The sequence below is a fragment of the Citrobacter enshiensis genome (genome assembly GCF_029338175.1).
Lineage (GTDB): Bacteria > Pseudomonadota > Gammaproteobacteria > Enterobacterales > Enterobacteriaceae > Citrobacter_D > Citrobacter_D enshiensis.
The window spans coordinates 1,018,819-1,034,883 of sequence record NZ_CP119862.1 but is presented as its reverse complement, the minus strand read 5'-3'; the positions used below and the strand labels follow the sequence as shown (position 1 = coordinate 1,034,883).

Annotated in this window: 13 protein-coding genes; 4 read left to right on the top strand and 9 right to left on the bottom strand. The window is 56.1% G+C overall.

The window, feature by feature from the left end; genetic code table 11:
* Positions 1 to 19 precede the first annotated feature (19 nt).
* Entirely contained in the window at positions 20 to 364 is a 345-nt protein-coding gene (locus tag P2W74_RS04960; protein ID WP_276294147.1) for a nitrous oxide-stimulated promoter family protein, read from the bottom strand.
* A 189-nt stretch (positions 365 to 553) separates the two neighbouring features.
* On the opposite strand from P2W74_RS04960, the gene P2W74_RS04955 reads away from it, so the two are divergent.
* The 4 genes from P2W74_RS04955 to sitD are packed head-to-tail and all read left to right on the top strand — an operon-like array spanning position 554 to position 3,973.
* Complete coding sequence (locus P2W74_RS04955) at positions 554 to 1,471, top strand: metal ABC transporter substrate-binding protein (RefSeq protein ID WP_276294146.1); 918 nt, start codon at positions 554 to 556, stop codon at positions 1,469 to 1,471.
* Entirely contained in the window at positions 1,468 to 2,283 is an 816-nt protein-coding gene (gene sitB, locus P2W74_RS04950; protein WP_276294145.1) for an iron/manganese ABC transporter ATP-binding protein SitB, read from the top strand. The genes P2W74_RS04955 and sitB overlap by 4 nt, the downstream gene beginning before the upstream one ends.
* Positions 2,284 to 2,285: 2 nt before the next feature.
* Positions 2,286 to 3,146: an iron/manganese ABC transporter permease subunit SitC gene (sitC, locus tag P2W74_RS04945; RefSeq protein ID WP_203360232.1), complete on the top strand. Its 861-nt coding sequence runs from the start codon at positions 2,286 to 2,288 to the stop codon at positions 3,144 to 3,146.
* Positions 3,137 to 3,973, top strand: coding sequence for an iron/manganese ABC transporter permease subunit SitD (gene sitD / locus P2W74_RS04940; protein WP_276294144.1), 837 nt, complete (start codon positions 3,137 to 3,139; stop codon positions 3,971 to 3,973). The genes sitC and sitD overlap by 10 nt, the downstream gene beginning before the upstream one ends.
* 228 nt (positions 3,974 to 4,201) lie before the next feature.
* On the opposite strand, the gene P2W74_RS04935 is transcribed toward sitD, so the two are convergent.
* From P2W74_RS04935 to tssF, 8 genes are all read right to left on the bottom strand, one after another.
* The gene (locus tag P2W74_RS04935; protein ID WP_276294143.1) at positions 4,202 to 4,666 is read right to left on the bottom strand and encodes a hypothetical protein; all 465 of its coding nucleotides are present in this window, start codon (positions 4,664 to 4,666) and stop codon (positions 4,202 to 4,204) included.
* Between the two features lie 45 nt (positions 4,667 to 4,711).
* Positions 4,712 to 6,640, bottom strand: coding sequence for a type VI secretion system Vgr family protein (locus P2W74_RS04930; protein WP_276294142.1), 1,929 nt, complete (start codon positions 6,638 to 6,640; stop codon positions 4,712 to 4,714).
* Positions 6,641 to 6,778: 138 nt separating this feature from the next.
* On the bottom strand, positions 6,779 to 7,495 hold the full coding sequence (locus P2W74_RS04925; RefSeq protein WP_276295127.1) for an ankyrin repeat domain-containing protein: 717 nt from the start codon (positions 7,493 to 7,495) through the stop codon (positions 6,779 to 6,781).
* A 41-nt stretch (positions 7,496 to 7,536) separates the two neighbouring features.
* Positions 7,537 to 9,003, bottom strand: a complete 1,467-nt coding sequence (locus P2W74_RS04920; RefSeq protein WP_276294141.1) for a phospholipase — start codon at positions 9,001 to 9,003, stop codon at positions 7,537 to 7,539.
* Positions 9,004 to 9,040: 37 nt separating this feature from the next.
* The gene (locus tag P2W74_RS04915; protein ID WP_276294140.1) at positions 9,041 to 10,474 is read right to left on the bottom strand and encodes a serine/threonine protein kinase; all 1,434 of its coding nucleotides are present in this window, start codon (positions 10,472 to 10,474) and stop codon (positions 9,041 to 9,043) included.
* Between the two features lie 26 nt (positions 10,475 to 10,500).
* On the bottom strand, positions 10,501 to 13,116 hold the full coding sequence (gene tssH, locus P2W74_RS04910; RefSeq protein ID WP_276294139.1) for a type VI secretion system ATPase TssH: 2,616 nt from the start codon (positions 13,114 to 13,116) through the stop codon (positions 10,501 to 10,503).
* A gap of 35 nt (positions 13,117 to 13,151) precedes the next feature.
* Positions 13,152 to 14,195, bottom strand: coding sequence for a type VI secretion system baseplate subunit TssG (gene tssG, locus P2W74_RS04905; RefSeq protein ID WP_276294138.1), 1,044 nt, complete (start codon positions 14,193 to 14,195; stop codon positions 13,152 to 13,154).
* On the bottom strand, positions 14,192 to 16,063 hold the full coding sequence (gene tssF, locus P2W74_RS04900) for a type VI secretion system baseplate subunit TssF (RefSeq protein WP_276294137.1): 1,872 nt from the start codon (positions 16,061 to 16,063) through the stop codon (positions 14,192 to 14,194). Before tssF ends, tssG begins: the two co-directional genes overlap by 4 nt.
* Between the last annotated feature and the right edge of the window lie 2 nt (positions 16,064 to 16,065).

The window sequence follows — 16,065 nt, the reverse complement described above, 5'->3', positions numbered from 1 at the left end:
GCCATCAGGCATTTCACACTCACGTTTTACGTTGATATTTTTCCGGTAATTCCGGGACGGGACGTTTGTCGTCGATCAGATGACGTACGGTCAACATCGGGTGACGCCAGAGCATTCTCGGCCCCGCCCAGCGCATAATCTGTTTCATCTCTTCACGCTTTGCTGGCTGGTAACAGTGCACCGGACACTGTTTACAGGCCGGTTTCTCCTCGCCAAACACACACTTGTCCAGCCGCTTTTCCGCATAGGCAAACAGCGCGGCGTAATGCCCTGGTTCATCCAGGGCCTGTGGACACTGGCTCTCGTATAACGCGATCATTTTTTTGATCGTCAGTTTTTCACGCGCGATTCGCTTGCCGGACATAGTGCCTCCACCACATTAAAGTGCATTTATTTTACAACTTATTCCCCCTGCAGACTATCACCCGAAGGTGACACATGCTTAGCCAGCTACGCAAATAAGAATTATTTTCATTTAACTATGCTGTGTGCTATATAACATAGCAAAGGCTATATTTGAAGAATAATTAACCACTTTTCCATGAGGGATACTATGCCGAACCTGCCTCGTTTGACGTCCTTTTTCCTTGCTGGTGTCCTGGCATCGCTAACACTGACGCCCGCCTGGGCCACAGAGAAATTCAAGGTAATCACCACCTTTACGGTCATTGCTGATATGGCAAAAAATGTGGCGGGTGACGCGGCGGAAGTCAGTTCGATAACCAAACCGGGGGCCGAGATTCACGAATATCAGCCCACCCCCGGCGACATCAAACGGGCGCAAGGCGCGCAGCTTATTCTCTCCAATGGTATGAATCTGGAGCTGTGGTTCGCCCGATTTTATCAGCATCTTTCCGGCGTACCGGAAGTCACGGTCTCTGCGGGCGTGAAACCGATGGGCATTAGCGAAGGTCCGTACAATGGCAAACCCAACCCGCACGCCTGGATGTCGGCAGAAAACGCGCTCATTTATGTCGATAATATTCGCGATGCGCTGGCGAAGTACGATCCGCAAAACGCGGCGGTTTATCAAAAAAATGCCGAGCGCTATAAGGTGAAGATTCGCCAGACGCTGGATCCGCTGCGCGACGAACTGGCCACGCTCCCCACCGATAAACGCTGGTTGGTCACCAGTGAAGGCGCATTCTCCTACCTGGCGCGGGATAACAATCTCAGGGAGCTGTATCTGTGGCCGATCAATGCCGATCAACAGGGCACGCCGAAACAGGTACGCAAAGTGATCGATGCGATCAGACAACATCAGATCCCCACCGTCTTCAGCGAAAGTACCGTCTCTGATAAACCCGCTCGTCAGGTCGCCCGTGAGTCTGGCGCGCACTACGGCGGCGTACTGTATGTCGATTCCCTGAGTACTGCCGATGGCCCGGTACCGACCTATCTGGATTTACTGCGCGTCACCACTGAAACCATCGTCAGCGGTATCAATGACGGTCTGAGGAGTCAGAAATGAGCCACGCTGCCATTACCGCCGACAGTGTCACGGTGACCTATCGCAACGGTCACACCGCGCTACGGAACACCACGTTTCAGATCCCCGGCGGCTCGATTGCCGCCCTGGTGGGCGTCAACGGCTCGGGTAAATCCACGCTGTTTAAGGCGCTGATGGGGTTTGTCCGTCTGGCGGCTGGAGAGATATCGATCTTGCAACAGCCGGTGAACAAAGCGCTGAAGCAGAATCTGATCGCCTATGTCCCCCAGTCAGAAGAGGTGGACTGGTCGTTTCCGGTGCTGGTGGAAGATGTCGTGATGATGGGGCGTTACGGCCACATGGGATGGCTACGTCGTCCTAAGGCACACGACCACGCGAGCGTTGACGCCGCGCTGGCGCGCGTGGACATGCTGGAGTACCGCTATCGCCAGATAGGCGAACTCTCCGGCGGGCAAAAAAAGCGGGTTTTTCTTGCCCGAGCGATTGCCCAGGATGGTCAGGTGATCCTGCTGGACGAGCCTTTTACCGGCGTGGATGTAAAAACCGAAGCGCGAATCATCACGCTGTTACGTGAACTGCGCGATGAAGGCCGCACCATGCTGGTGTCCACCCATAACCTGGGGTCGGTGACGGAGTTTTGTGATTACACGGTGATGATCAAAGGGACGGTGCTGGCGAGCGGCCCCACTGAAACCACCTTCACGGCAGAAAATCTCGAACTGGCGTTCAGCGGCGTATTGCGCCATGTGGCGCTGAGTGGTAGCGAAGAGCACATCATTACCGATGATGAGCGCCCATTTATCTCGCGGCGAACCGCCAACGAGGGAGATTAATCATGAACTGGCTTGTGGAACCCTTTGGTTACCAGTACATGCTCAATGCCATGTGGGTGTCAGCGATGGTCGGCGGGCTGTGCGCTTTTCTCTCCTGCTATTTAATGCTCAAAGGCTGGTCGCTGATTGGCGACGCGCTATCGCACTCTATCGTCCCCGGCGTGGCGGGGGCGTATATGTTGGGATTGCCCTTCTCGCTCGGCGCGTTTCTCTCCGGGGGACTCGCCGCAGGCTGCATGCTGTTTCTCAACCAGCGATCGCGTCTGAAAGAAGACGCCATTATTGGTCTGATCTTCTCGTCGTTCTTTGGCATCGGACTGTTTATGGTTTCGCTCAATCCGATGTCCGTCAACATTCAGACCATTATTCTGGGCAACGTGTTGGCCATCGCGCCGGAAGATATTGTGCAACTGGCCATTATAGGTGCCGTTTCTCTGACGATCCTTCTATTGAAATGGAAAGATCTGATGGTAACTTTTTTCGATGAAAATCATGCCCGTTCCATTGGGCTCAATCCGGGTCGCTTAAAGTTATTGTTCTTCACGCTGCTCTCCGTCTCCACCGTCGCGGCGCTGCAAACGGTCGGCGCGTTTCTGGTTATCTGCCTGGTGGTGACCCCCGGCGCAACCGCCTGGCTGTTGACCGACCGCTTCCCTCGCCTGCTCGTCATCGCCGTGGCTATCGGCAGTCTGACCAGCTTTTTTGGCGCCTGGCTCAGCTATTGGCTGGATGGCGCAACGGGCGGGATTATCGTCGTCCTGCAAACCCTGCTGTTCCTGACCGCGTTTGTCTTCGCGCCGAAACATGGCCTGCTGGCAAACCGTCGCCGCGCGCGAATGAACAAGGAGTCCTCATGTTCCTAACCACGCTGCTGGAACCCTTCCAGTTCGACTTTATGCTCAATGCGCTGGCCGTCTCCGCCATTGTCGCCGTGCCCTGCGCACTGCTTTCGGTATTCCTGGTATTGAAAGGCTGGGCGCTGATGGGCGATGCGATGAGTCATGCGGTCTTTCCGGGGATCGTCCTTGCCTGGATGGCCGGTATTCCTCTGGCTATCGGCGCGTTCATCGCCGGATTGTTCTGCGCCGTTGCGACGGGTTATCTCGACGACAACAGCCGTATTAAGCGCGACACCATCATGGGGATTGTCTTTTCCGGCATGTTTGGCGCGGGGCTGGTGCTGTATGTTTCTATCCAGTCAGACGTTCATCTGGACCACATTCTGTTTGGCGATATGCTGGGCGTTTCGCTGACCGATATTGCGCAAACCGCGCTGATTGCGCTGGGGATAGCGCTGGTTATCGGTCTGAAATGGAAAGATTTATTGCTGCACGCGTTTGATCCGAATCAGGCCAGAGCCAGCGGTCTGAACACCACGTTGCTGCATTACGGGCTGCTGTGCATGATCGCCTTAACCATTGTCGCCACGCTAAAATCCGTGGGCATCATTTTGTCGATATCTCTGCTGATTGCCCCAGGCGCGATAGCCATTTTACTCACCCGCCGTTTCGCCCAGGCGCTGATGCTGGCCACCGTGCTTTCAGTCATCACCTCATTTCTGGGCGTCTATCTGTCATTTTTTATCGACAGCGCCCCCGCCCCCACCATCGTCGTTTTATTTACGGTGATCTTTATCATAGCCTTTGTCTATACAACGATGCGAGACCGGCGTTCTGAAACTTATGGCTGAAGCATGGCTTTATCCGGGGTAATATCAGGTTGTTTATACATAAGAGGTCAATATTACCCTGACTTAGCTTTTTTCAATATTCAGCGTCGCCAGGATAATTTCAAGGCAGCGTTTATTTGCCTCGAAGTGGTCATCATGATGATTACTGTATCTACAGACCCACTCTGGATAGCACCCGTTTTTTCCCACGCTGATAAGCTACGGGAAAAGCATAGTGACTCCTGGTGTTCATAAAACCTCATCAACTCGGACCGTACTGCCAAACCAAATACCATAGAACATAAGGATACAGCCAAACGATGCCAGACACTTTGCCAGCAACCGCAATTTTGGTCCATACTTGTTAAACAATGATGATAACTTTGAATAGTTCGCAGCAGTATTATAGCGTTCATGAAAACGCATAATAATTTCAAAGATGGCACTTAGCATAACGACGAAAAACTTTGATACTAATATTGCCATGAATGAAACTGGTATAATTGCAGATAACGCACGCGCTGTTTCTTTAGTAATTAGAGGGATAAACTTTGAAATGCCAACCAGAATAAACACCAAGGCAAATGCGCCAATCAGCACTGAGATGAATTTTATTCCAAAGCCACGCCACTCTTTTTTTGTAAACAGATCCTTCCCATCCCAGATATAAATCAGTGTGATTATTATAAATAGAGTAAAACCTATCCATTTCATTACGTAACTATCCCCTTTGCTGTGATTAACGCTACCGGGTTACTCTTACTTACTGGCATTAAACACAAAGAAACTGTCCACTTCATGCTGGAGATCGGCCTGATGGGCAGCCCCTGGTGGATCGATAGCATTGCTGCCACCGTTCGGGTTTAAATGCAGTTCGCCAGAAAGCGTATTAATTTGTGCCTGCTGTTTCGCGGTAAAATTGAAGTTATTACCGATAATATTAACGCTGCCATCTTTCGATAATTCAATCGCGCTTTCACCACACTCCAGTCGCAACGTATTGCCCGCAGAAAGCGTATAGTTGTTCACGGCTTTATCGCTTCGGCTTTTTCCGGCCAGGCAAATGACGTCCCCTTTGATCCCCGCCTGCTGATCTTTGGCTACCCGCAGGGTTTCATTCTCCCCCACATATTGGGTACGGTTTTTTTCTGTCGAATGGGATTCATCATTTTTAACGTTAATGTCCAGATTACGCTCGGCCTGGATCCACACCTGTTCCTCACCCGCTTTGTCCTCAAAACGCAGGGCGTTGGCATTGTCCGCCGCGCCGTCCTTGCTCCGGCTCATGAAACCCATCTGGGTAGCCGCTGCCGGTAGCGCCCACGGTGGCATACTCGCTTCGTTGTACACGCGACCGGTGATAATCGGGCGGTCCGGATCGCCGTTGATGAAATCCACCACCACTTCATCACCCACACGCGGAATTTGCACCCCGCCGTACCCCTGACCCGCCCAGGCGCTCGACACGCGTACCCAGCAGGAACTGGTGTCATCACCTTTCGCGAGGCGGTCCCAGTGGAATTTCACCTTCACCCGGCCGTATTTGTCCGTCCAGATACTCTCCCCTTGCGGCCCCACCACTTTTGCCGTCTGCGGGCCGTAGGTGCGCGGCCACGCCGTGGTCTGCGCCGGACGATACGCCACCGACGACGGGATAACGGTGAAGTCGGTGCGATGAATGGTTTCCCCCTCGCCGCTCGCGTAGCGGTTTTCTTCGAAGTGGTAACTCGCCGCCGTGGTCAGATACTCACCGTTGTCGCTGAAGAACGGCGCGTTGCTCAGGGTAAACGTGTGCCCCGGCGCGATACCGGCGGCCGTCGCCGTGGCCTGTATCTGCTGGTGTTCCACCTGCCAGCGCTCCTGACGGATGCGGGCGTAGAACTCGGCATGACCATGATCCACAAACCGCCCTGGCCAGTCGTACACGTCAATGCTGCCAGGCTGGGGCGAGGCCGGGTTCTGCTGCGCCTGGAACAGCCACGCGTTCGGTTTGCGGAAGTCGTAGTCGTCAAGACTGTAAATCCCCGGCGTCACGCTGTCCTCCAGCGCCCACTGGCTGATGCCTTCTTCGTCCGTGCTGCCACCCGACGGCGTCTGATGGTAGGGAATAATCTCATAACCACTGAACGGCAGATGTTGCGTCGCCGCGTCGGTGAGCACCAGGGTGTGTTTGTCCGCCTCGTGGCGGAAGTGGAAGGCGATCCCCTCCAGCTCCATCAGGCGGCTGATAAAGTCCAGACTCGACTCCTGATACTGCACACAGTAGTCCCATACCCGATAGCTGCCGGTCAGTTTGTCTTCTACATTGACCTGATGTTCCCCCAGCAGCGTCTTAACGATCTGCGGTGCCGTCTGCCCCTGGAAGATACGCAGGTTACGGTCACGCTTCATCGGCCACAGATCCGGCTCCACCGTCAGCTGGTAGACCGCGTAGCGGGTTCCCGTCAGCTCCACGGCGCTGACCGCCACCCGCGTCACCTTGCCGTTGATGTAGCGCGGCGAGAGCAGGCTCTGCGTTGGGAGTGTCACCGTCACTGGCTGTCCCAGCAGTTTACTGCGGTCAATGCGCGCGTCCGCGCCGAGCAGCGTCAGCGTCAGCGCAAACGATTCGGACATCGCCTCACGGCCAGACAGTTTCCAGAACAGCAGCCCCTCAACCGGGAGCTGGACGGTAATTCGGTTAAGCATAATCGTTATTCCGTAATTGTTTTATGCGGCACAAAAAGGTGTGGCGGTAGAAAAGCAGAAAACTAAAGGAGAATCTGGTTGTGTATACCTGAATGAAAAGGGCTATCCATACAGGCGAATTGATATTCCATCAGAACGTTATCTAACAGGCGCAGGCGGCCACGTCCCTCCGTGCTGGATCAGCGTCTCTTTTATTTTGGTCAGCGTTTGATATTGTTCGCTACCTTCTTTTGCGCCATCCAGCAGGCGTTGAAGCAGGCTTCCCATCGTCAAGCCACCGTGGCCTCGAATCTCAGCATCGGCTCCGCGTTCAAGCAATAACAACACATGATCGTATTTGCCAAAATTTAACGCCTCAATGAGAAGCGTATTACCTAACGAGTCAGTGATATTGATATTGGCTCCCATATCGAGCATCGCCGCCAGAGTCTCGGTATTTTTGGCCTTGATCGTTTCAAAAATAATGGGCTCTTTATACGTTTTATCTTTCGCATCTGGCGATAAACCGCCGTCAAGCAACGCCTTAATCCAGTCACCGCTGTCGGCTTTTAAAACGTATTCCGCCGGACTGCTTTTTCCCGCTGGTCGCGGCTGGAGCGGATCGGCACCTGCCTTAACCAGTACGGTCATCATCTTTAATTGCGTGGGCGTTTTCTTATCGTAGATCGCATTCATGATGGCCCAGAACAGGAGCGTCATATCCTCTTTCCCGGGTTTGTTTAAATCAGTTTCTGAAGCCAGTTTAACAACGTCATCGACGTCACCGTGTTCAATCGCATTGGCTAATGTGAGTTGCTGGCCGCTAAAATAATCCTGCGGATTTAAATCCATATCTTGTTTACACCCCTGAATCATGAACGTAAAACACAGTGCGAAGCAGCCTACTAAAAACGTTTTCACAAGCGACTCCTGATGATTGAAATGTCCTCGTCCTTCTGCTGCTCAATACAGTTAATCGCCTGATCGATCCCATGACGGTCCAGCGCGCTTCCAGTCCCGCCCGGAAGATCGTGTGCAATCCCGGCCGCGTTAGGACTGAGGGCAGAGATTTCTTCTTTGAGAATTAATGCCGGTACATGTCCCTTCACCGTTTTTAAATCTTCCCAAAGATTCACTTCCTGAATTTTGGTCAGCAGTTCACCTTCAACACGGTAGGCCTGAATATTGTCCGTATTTCCCAGCACACTCCCGCCATATTGTTCAACCGTGTCACTGTTAAGTCCCGCAGCGTTGAATGTCCAACCCGCTTTACCACTGGCCATTGACGTTGCAGACGCGAGCCCGCCGCCGAGCGAATGTCCGGCGATATCGATGTTTTGGCCCGAGCTCGCCAATATATTCCCCATGCCTACTGCATTTCGATAATAGGCAGACTCCATCCCCATGCCCTGCGCGCCATTGTTTGCCCAGTCAGCGCCGTTTTTAACCGGAGCCAATTCCCCTTTGCTCAATAGCGAAGAGACGTTGTCTTTTAATGACGCAAGTCCGGGTTCTCGTGATCCCCTGAACACCAGCGTAGGATTCATATCATTGCCAAAGACGTCAGGATCAGGCTGATAGACACGCGCCAGAAAATCCGGTGACGTTTCATTGTCGTAAAGCATTTTGCTTTTAAGACCAAATTTATTCAGTAACTCACTGTCATTACTAATATCTTTCCACCCTTCCGGCACGTTCGGCGTCGCTTCCAGCGGATTAACGGTCTTGTAAACATTCCCCGCGAGCTTCGCTTTTTCCACGGCGATATTATTGGCCGCCAGCCGTTTAGCCGCGATTTGCGCATCCGGGTACAGGCTATTACTGCCCTGACCAATCAGATCCTTACGCGCCTGCCAGCGTTGTGCCTTCGTCATCTCCTGCAACTGTGCGGCATAGGTTTTGCCCTCTTTGCCCGGCGTCGGTTGGTCCGGCACCTGCGCCGTTTTGGCTTTCACGACCTGCGTCGGTAGCACCGTAGGCTCAGGACGGAAACCATAGGTTCTCACCATGGTTTCGTATCGGTCGACGATAGTGCTCACCGGATACCAGCCCAGTCCGGTGAGCGAGGCAGGCTGAAGCCTGCCTTTTTCATTGATATAAAAAACTTCCGTCACCGACGACCAGTTACGATGACTTTCATCAATCGCAACGACCCTGCCCATGTCTAAATCCTGCACGATCAGCGTGCGGGTATTTCGCCCCGACTGATACGGATTCGCCCCAGTTATTGAGTGGAGGAGATCGTAGCGCGTGAACAGCGAGCGTAACGAATTATCCGGTACCGACATAATCCACTGTCCGGCGACGGATGGGCGGATGATTTTCGCAAATAACGCGGGCGATACATTCTCGTTAAAAAGGTAGATAAATTTGATGTTATACATGCGCTCCGTCCTGTAACCAGTCCCTGCCTTGCTTCGTTTACGGGTTCACCAGCCAGGTGCCAGGTTTCGCGATGTCGAGGATTTGGGCCCGCGTTTTACCGCTTCCCTGCAATTCAATCGTGAATTGTCCTGCCGGGAGCTTAAGTGAGGCATAGCCGTTCGTTGCCGGACGCAGCGCTTTACGCTCGCCATTTACCCGCAGGTTTTCCCCCTCCAGCATACGGATATAGATCAACGCGACAGGGCTGGCTTCTACTACTGGCGACGGGCTGGAATCCGCAGCGGCAGGCGGCTGAACCTGCGCGGTGGTGGTTTGCTGAGCCGCGACCGGTTCGCTGACGGCGGTCGCTGTCGCGGTTTCAACCGGACGGACTTCCGCGGTCTGATTTTCCGTCTCGTGACCGCCACTGAACAGCATCGCCCCCGTCACAATCCCCACGAGTACGCCTGCGGCGCCAATCGCCGGGATCGTGTAACGTCGCCAGTCAAACGCAGCGGTCGATACGCTTTTCTCTTCGACCGGCACCAGCATGGTGCCCGGTTTTTTTGCGCTCAGCACATCATCGATACCCGCGACCGGCATCTCAATAAGCGCCGCAAATTCGTCGATCGACTGCGGTCTGTCTTCCATGCGTAGCGCCAGCGCGCGGTCAATGGCCTGCAGCAGCGACACAGAGTATCCCTGAGGTTGCAGTTCCATCAGCGGCTTACAGGTATCCTGAATCGAACGCACCACGCTCACCGGCGGCGGTGAGCCAACGATCAGGGTGCGCAAGACGGCGCCGAGAGCGTAAATATCGGTCCACGGTCCCTGCTCGCTTTCGTTATCGTCAGTGTACTGCTCGATCGGCGCAAAGCCGGGGCGCAGCATGGTTTCCGTCTCGTCGGAGAGATTACCAATGGTGCGGCGCGCCGAGCCAAAATCGAGCAGCACCGGCAGGCCGTTATCCTGGATCTGAATGTTATCCAGCGAGATATCACGGTGAAGATAGCCCTCGTCGTGGATCGTCTTGATCGCCCCAAACAGCATCGGCAGCATGCGACGGATCCAGGCTTCGTTGATCTGCTCCGGCTTCTCTTCGCGCAAGCGCGAAAGCGTGGTGCCGCTGTAGAACAGCGTGCCCATATACGCGGTGTCGTTCTGCACCCAGAAACGCAGCACGTGCAGCAAGTTGGGATGATTAAAGCGCGCCAGCAAACGGGCTTCCTGAATGAAGCTGTTCAGGCCTGCTGAAAACGCTTTGCTAAATCGCTCGCTGCGCAGCACCAGCGTCATATCATCGCCGCGCAACGCCAGCGAGGCGGGCATAAACTCTTTGATCGCAATAGTGCGTTCGAGCTGATGGTCCCAGGCGCGATAAACGATGCCGAATCCCCCACCGCCAATTACTTCTTTAATTTCAAACTCATTGAAACGGTACCCGACAGGGAGCGCATTGGGGACAGTCCGATTGTTATCATTATCCGTCATCTTTAACAGTTCTCTTGATGATTGCATTACGCGGCAAACTGACAGTGAAACTCGCCGTGCTCACAGGTGACATGCAGACGTCGGTACTGCGCGTCGCTGCGGCTGGCGGTAAGTAAAATCTGGCTCATCTGGGGCAGTAAGGTGTTGGTCAAAATAGCGTCCACCATACGTCCGCCGGACTCCACCTCGGTACAGCGCTGAACAATCTGTTCCACAACGCTGTCGTCAAACGTCGAGAGGATAGTGTGATTCTCTTCGAGACGACGCTGGATGCGTCGAAGTTGCAGGCGAACAATCTGCCCCAGCATCTCGTCGCTGAGCGGGTAATACGGCACCACCAGCAGACGTCCCAGCAGCGCAGGCGGAAACACCTGCAGCAACGGCTGGCGCAGCGCAGCGCCGAGCGCGTCCGGTTCTGGAATCAGTTCGGGATCGGCGCACATGGCGCCTATCAGATCGGTGCCGACGTTGGAGGTGAGAATAATTATGGTGTTGCGAAAATCGATGTGTCGCCCTTCGCCGTCCTCCATCCAGCCCTTGTCGAAGACCTGGAAGAAAATCTCATGCACGTCCGGATGCGCTTTTTCAATTTCATCCAGCAACACCACGCTATAAGGACGACGGCGTACGGCCTCGGTTAACACGCCGCCTTCGCCATAACCCACATAACCCGGAGGCGCACCTTTTAAGGTAGAGACGGTGTGCGCCTCCTGGAATTCGCTCATGTTGATGGTGATGACATTCTGTTCACCGCCGTACAACGACTCCGCCAGTGCCAGCGCAGTCTCCGTTTTCCCCACGCCGGACGGGCCGCAGAGCATAAACACACCGACCGGTTTGTTCGGATCGTCAAGCTTCGCCCGCGAGGTTTTGACGCGACGGGCAATCAGGTCAAGACCGTGCCGCTGTCCAATCACCCGCTGATTCAGCGTGTCGGCCAGGTTCAGCACCGCGTCGATTTCATTTTTCACCATCCGGCCAAGCGGGATGCCGGTCCAGTCAGAAACCACCGCCGCCACCACGTTTTCATCCACTGCGGCGAACAGCAGCGGCGCATCGCCCTGTAACGTTTTCAGCGCTTGCTGCTGCTGGGCAAGCTGGCTGCGCAGTTCGGTCGTCTCCTCATCCCCGGCGGCAAACAATGCAGCGCGCAGGCCCACGATCTCGCTGACCAGGCTACGCTCTTCATGCCAGCGACGGGTCAGGACATCGCGCTGTGCTTCGTAGTCATCGCGCGCCGCTTTTAACGCTGCGACGCGTTCAGGCTCGCCCGCGCCGACGCGCGCTTCACGCACTGCAATCTCCATTTCCACCTCCAGTGCGGCAAGGTGTCGCAGACAGTCTTCAAGCTGAGGCGGCGGCGCGCTCTGGCTGACCGCCACGCGGGCGCAGGCGGTATCGAGCAGGGCGACCGCTTTATCCGGCAACTGACGCGCCGGAATATAGCGGTGTGAGAGCTTCACCGCCGCGCTGACCGCTTCATCAAGAAGTAATACCTGATGATGGGTCTCCAGCGGCGACACGGTACTGCGCAGCATCAGGACGGCTTTCGCCTCGTCCGGCTCGTGCACCTGCACCGTCTGGAAGCGGCGGGTCAGCGCCGGATCTTTCTCAATATACTTTTTGTATTCCGCCCAGGTGGTGGCACCGATGGTGCGCAGTTGCCCACGCGCCAGCGCAGGTTTCAGCAGGTTAGCGGCGTCGCCGGTTCCCTGCTGGCCACCGGCGCCAATCAGGGTGTGGATCTCATCGATAAACAGGATGATCGGCGTCGCGCTGGACTGCACTTCATTGATCAACGCCTGGAGACGGGCTTCAAATTCGCCTTTCATCCCCGCTCCCGCCTGCAGCATGCCGATATCCAGCAGCCACAGCTGGATGTTTTGCAATGGCTCCGGCACGTCACCTTCGGCGATACGCAGGGCCAGCCCTTCGACCACCGCCGTTTTACCAACCCCGGCTTCCCCGGTCAGTAGCGGATTGTTCTGCCGGCGGCGCATTAAAATATCGACCATCTGGCGGATCTCTTCATCACGCCCAACCACCGGGTCGATTTTGCCTTCCCGGGCCCGCGCCGTCAGATCCTGCCCATACTGGGCCAGCGTCCCCTGGGCGGCAGGCACCGTACCGGCTGGCGTATCCACCGCAGCAGCGGCCTGTTGCGCCTCTTTACTCTGCGCACAGATGGTGTCGAACTGCGCGATCAACACCTCAACGTTGAGACGGCCAAACTGGGCAGAGATGCTCTTCAGCACGTTCGCCAGATTCCAGGTTTTCAGTATGCCGATCAGCAGATGCCCACCACGAATACGGCTGACGCCGAATTTCAACGAGCCATACACCCAGGCGCGCTCAACGGCGCTATCGATATGCTCGGAGAGATCAGAGACCGAGCTTGCCCCGCGCGGTAGCGCATCCAGCGCGGCGACAATATCCCGCGTCAGCTGTTGATCATCGAGTGAAAAGTGACGGATCACCTGCTGCAGATCGCCATCCTGCTGTTGCATCAGTTGATGCAGCCAGTGCACCAGCTCAACGTAAGGGTTGCCGCGCAGCTTGCAGAACGCGGTAGCGCTTTCCAGAGAGGTAAATAACAGCGTGTCCAGTTTGCCGAAAAGAACGGCACGGCTGATTTCTGACATGTTCGGTTCCGTTGATAACAATGTTGTAGAAGAAACTACCGCTCTGCGGGATAGACCAGATCGCCACGCGGTATGGGCTCAGGCTGAATACCCAGCCAGGTGTTGTAGCCTAGCCGCCCGCCACGACCGAGGGTGGCACCCTGCACCGCCTCGGCGCGCAGTATCACGCGCGTTTCCCATTCATATTCCAGGCCAGCGTACTGGCGAACCCAATCGCGTAATGCCGTCACCTGGGCCGTACCGGGCAGGAAGTGGTTGTACTCTTGTGCGCTCAGCGGGCCTATCTCGAGACGAAACTTGTGCTGCACGTCGCGTACCGCAATCCCGAGAAATGCGGACTCGCCCATGCGCGGCAGGCGACGTCCTTCGCCCAGTTGCGCCTGTTCACGCCGGGTAAGCGGCATCCACTGCGGCACATTGCTGACCAGCTTCATCGGAACCTTGAAATAGTCGCGCAGGATTTTCTCCAGCCCTTCCGGATCGCGTCCGTGGCGGGTCAGGTGCCCGGCGTGGGTAAAGCGGGCGTGCGGACTGAGGCTGCCTTTTTCCATCTGACCGGGCTGCCCCATACCGATCAGCGAAGCCAGATAGCCCTCAAAGCGTCTGTTGTCGGCGCGGTCGAGCGAGACGGCAGGCTGCGCATCCGCCCATGCGCGATAAAACAGCAGCGTCAGGCGGTGGTGAAACAGGTCGGCAAATGCGCTAAGGCTATCGTCCTGGTGATGATGAATACGCTCACGGGCATATTCCGTCATATGAACCGGCAGCGGGCCGTTGGGGCCAAACAGGCCGAAGCTCAGGATCGAGACCTCATGCAAGCCTTGATCTTCGCGCTGGCGCACGTGTGCGACCGTCGAGGCCGCAAACCCCATTGACGGCTGCTGACCAATACGTAACGGCTCAAATTTGGGCAGCGGCGCACGTCCCAGCGGGTAACGTTCTCCGCCCTGTGCATCAATGCGCCGTAACAGTTGAAACAGATCGTAGCGCCACGGAGTCTCCCTGACGTCGCGCCAGAACGCCTCCGGCAGTGGCGTCAGACGATGCACGCGCAGCGGTGCGGGGATCACGTCGCTCATATCAGCGCCCTTTTCCCCATTCGCGGCGCCCAGTAACCAATCTCACCGCGCTGCTGGCTTTTCAGAGTGAACTCCGTGAAGCTGTTGATGGAGACCAGGCGGGCAAACAGGCGCTCCAGCACGCTGCCGAAAAGCCACGGACTGGCCCCGGAAAAGGCGCGTTCGTCCACCGTCAGCGTAATGCCGATCCCGCGGGCGAACACCACCGGGCCGGGTTCCGGAACGCGACGGTGTACCGGCTCCAGCACGCAGTGGCGAACACCGTCTACCTGCCGCGCAACCGGCGTTTCCGCCAGGTTTGCATAAAGACCTAACAGCTGACGCAGCGCCGCCGCGCCCTCTTCGTTTTCGCTGTCCATCAGGCTGAGGTAGTTCATCTGTAGCTGGCTGATGAGTCGCCAGGTGCTAAATCCCTCCGCCAGCGCCGGGCGCGGCGGCGTTGGACCGTTTCGCAGTCTCAGGGATTTGACCGGCATGGAATCGGCCATGATAAATTGCCCCAGCTCCTGCTGTAGCATCAGGGGTAAATCGCGGCTGGTGCACAGGACGTCTGCGGAGATATAGCGCAGGGTGTCCTGCCACGGCGCGTGCCGCTCGTCCACCAGCGAGACAAACACTTCAGAGCCGACATAGCCGGTACGCGTGCCGTAGCGCAGGGCATGTTCAGAGAGTACGCGCTGTTCGCGGCGCAGAGAAAAATAGGCGCCGTAGTTGCCCGCGTCCTGGCTCCAGGTGCTCCAGAACGGACGAAACGTCTGGTCGTCACGCTGACCGTCGGCGCTGCCGTAAATCGCCTTTACCGCGTAGATTTCATAATCCAGCGGGCGGATGTTATCCACCACCAGATGGTATTCGTGCTGGCCTTCGCTGAGCTTCTGGCGCGCTGCCACTTTGGGGAACAGGTTGATGACCGGGGTGCAGTGCATGGCCAGATGGCTGGCATCAACCACCCGCTCCAGTTGCTCATCGGTTTTACCCAGCAGAATGAAAATATCGAAGGCTTTTTCGCTTTCGCAGCGTTGAATCAGCTTGCCGATCCCACTCAGGCTAATGAACCGGAAGCGCGCCGGAAAGGCGAAGTATTCCTGCAACAGACGATACCCGTCAAAGTTGCGCAGATCGTCCGGGAGCAGCGCCTGTTCCGGCTCAAAGCCTTCCTGGCGCAGCCCGTCTGGCGGGAGTACCTGGCGCAATGGCTGCTCGCTCAGGGTCTGACAGACGATGCCGACATGATGCTCCATCACCAGTTCCAGCAGCTTCAGCGCCTCAATGTCCGGGCCGCTGAGGAAAAACGCCAGTCGGTCAAAATCGAGGTGTCCGAGGTTTTGCGGGCCATCGCAGGCAATGCGAATACGCAATGCGCTACAGGCACCGCGCTGGCTCAGGCCAAGCTGCGCCAGCGGCAGATCGGCGGGGATACCGCCCAGCGCCACTTTCTCTATTTTCAGCGGCAGCAGATTGACCTCATGGGCGGTGGTATAACTGCACGTGACGCCGTTTTTTTTCAGCGCCAGGCTATCCATCATGGTGCCGCGTGGAACCAGGAAACCGTTGCTCAGATCGCCACGACTGCTGTCGGGCTGTAGCTCTGCAATCGCCATTGACGGCGTGGGGGCCAGGTAATTCGGCGCGATCATCTCCAGCATACGCTGGGAAAATCGCGGAAATTCCGCGTCCATTTTCAGCTGCACGCGCGAGGTCAGAAAGGCGAAGCCTTCCATCAGCCGCTCGATATAAGGGTCCGCCACGTCAATACCGCGCATGCCCAACCGTCCTGCGACCTTCGGATAGCGTTCGGCAAACTCCGCCCCCATTTCGCGCAGGTAGGCCAGTTCGCGGTTGTAATACTCGAGCAGTTTACTTTCCATGA

Excerpts from the sequence above, each read along its gene's own strand:
- P2W74_RS04955 (WP_276294146.1), top strand. The coding sequence starts at position 554 with ATGCCGAACCTGCCTCGTTTGACGTCCTTTTTCCTTGCTGGTGTCCTG.
- P2W74_RS04920 (WP_276294141.1), bottom strand. The coding sequence starts at position 9,003 with ATGTATAACATCAAATTTATCTACCTTTTTAACGAGAATGTATCGCCC.
- P2W74_RS04915 (WP_276294140.1), bottom strand. The coding sequence starts at position 10,474 with ATGACGGATAATGATAACAATCGGACTGTCCCCAATGCGCTCCCTGTC.
- P2W74_RS04930 (WP_276294142.1), bottom strand. The coding sequence starts at position 6,640 with ATGCTTAACCGAATTACCGTCCAGCTCCCGGTTGAGGGGCTGCTGTTC.
- tssF (WP_276294137.1), bottom strand. The coding sequence starts at position 16,063 with ATGGAAAGTAAACTGCTCGAGTATTACAACCGCGAACTGGCCTACCTG.
- sitC (WP_203360232.1), top strand. The coding sequence starts at position 2,286 with ATGAACTGGCTTGTGGAACCCTTTGGTTACCAGTACATGCTCAATGCC.
- P2W74_RS04935 (WP_276294143.1), bottom strand. The coding sequence starts at position 4,666 with ATGAAATGGATAGGTTTTACTCTATTTATAATAATCACACTGATTTAT.
- tssG (WP_276294138.1), bottom strand. The coding sequence starts at position 14,195 with ATGAGCGACGTGATCCCCGCACCGCTGCGCGTGCATCGTCTGACGCCA.
- P2W74_RS04960 (WP_276294147.1), bottom strand. The coding sequence starts at position 364 with ATGTCCGGCAAGCGAATCGCGCGTGAAAAACTGACGATCAAAAAAATG.
- sitD (WP_276294144.1), top strand. The coding sequence starts at position 3,137 with ATGTTCCTAACCACGCTGCTGGAACCCTTCCAGTTCGACTTTATGCTC.
- sitB (WP_276294145.1), top strand. The coding sequence starts at position 1,468 with ATGAGCCACGCTGCCATTACCGCCGACAGTGTCACGGTGACCTATCGC.
- tssH (WP_276294139.1), bottom strand. The coding sequence starts at position 13,116 with ATGTCAGAAATCAGCCGTGCCGTTCTTTTCGGCAAACTGGACACGCTG.
- P2W74_RS04925 (WP_276295127.1), bottom strand. The coding sequence starts at position 7,495 with ATGATTCAGGGGTGTAAACAAGATATGGATTTAAATCCGCAGGATTAT.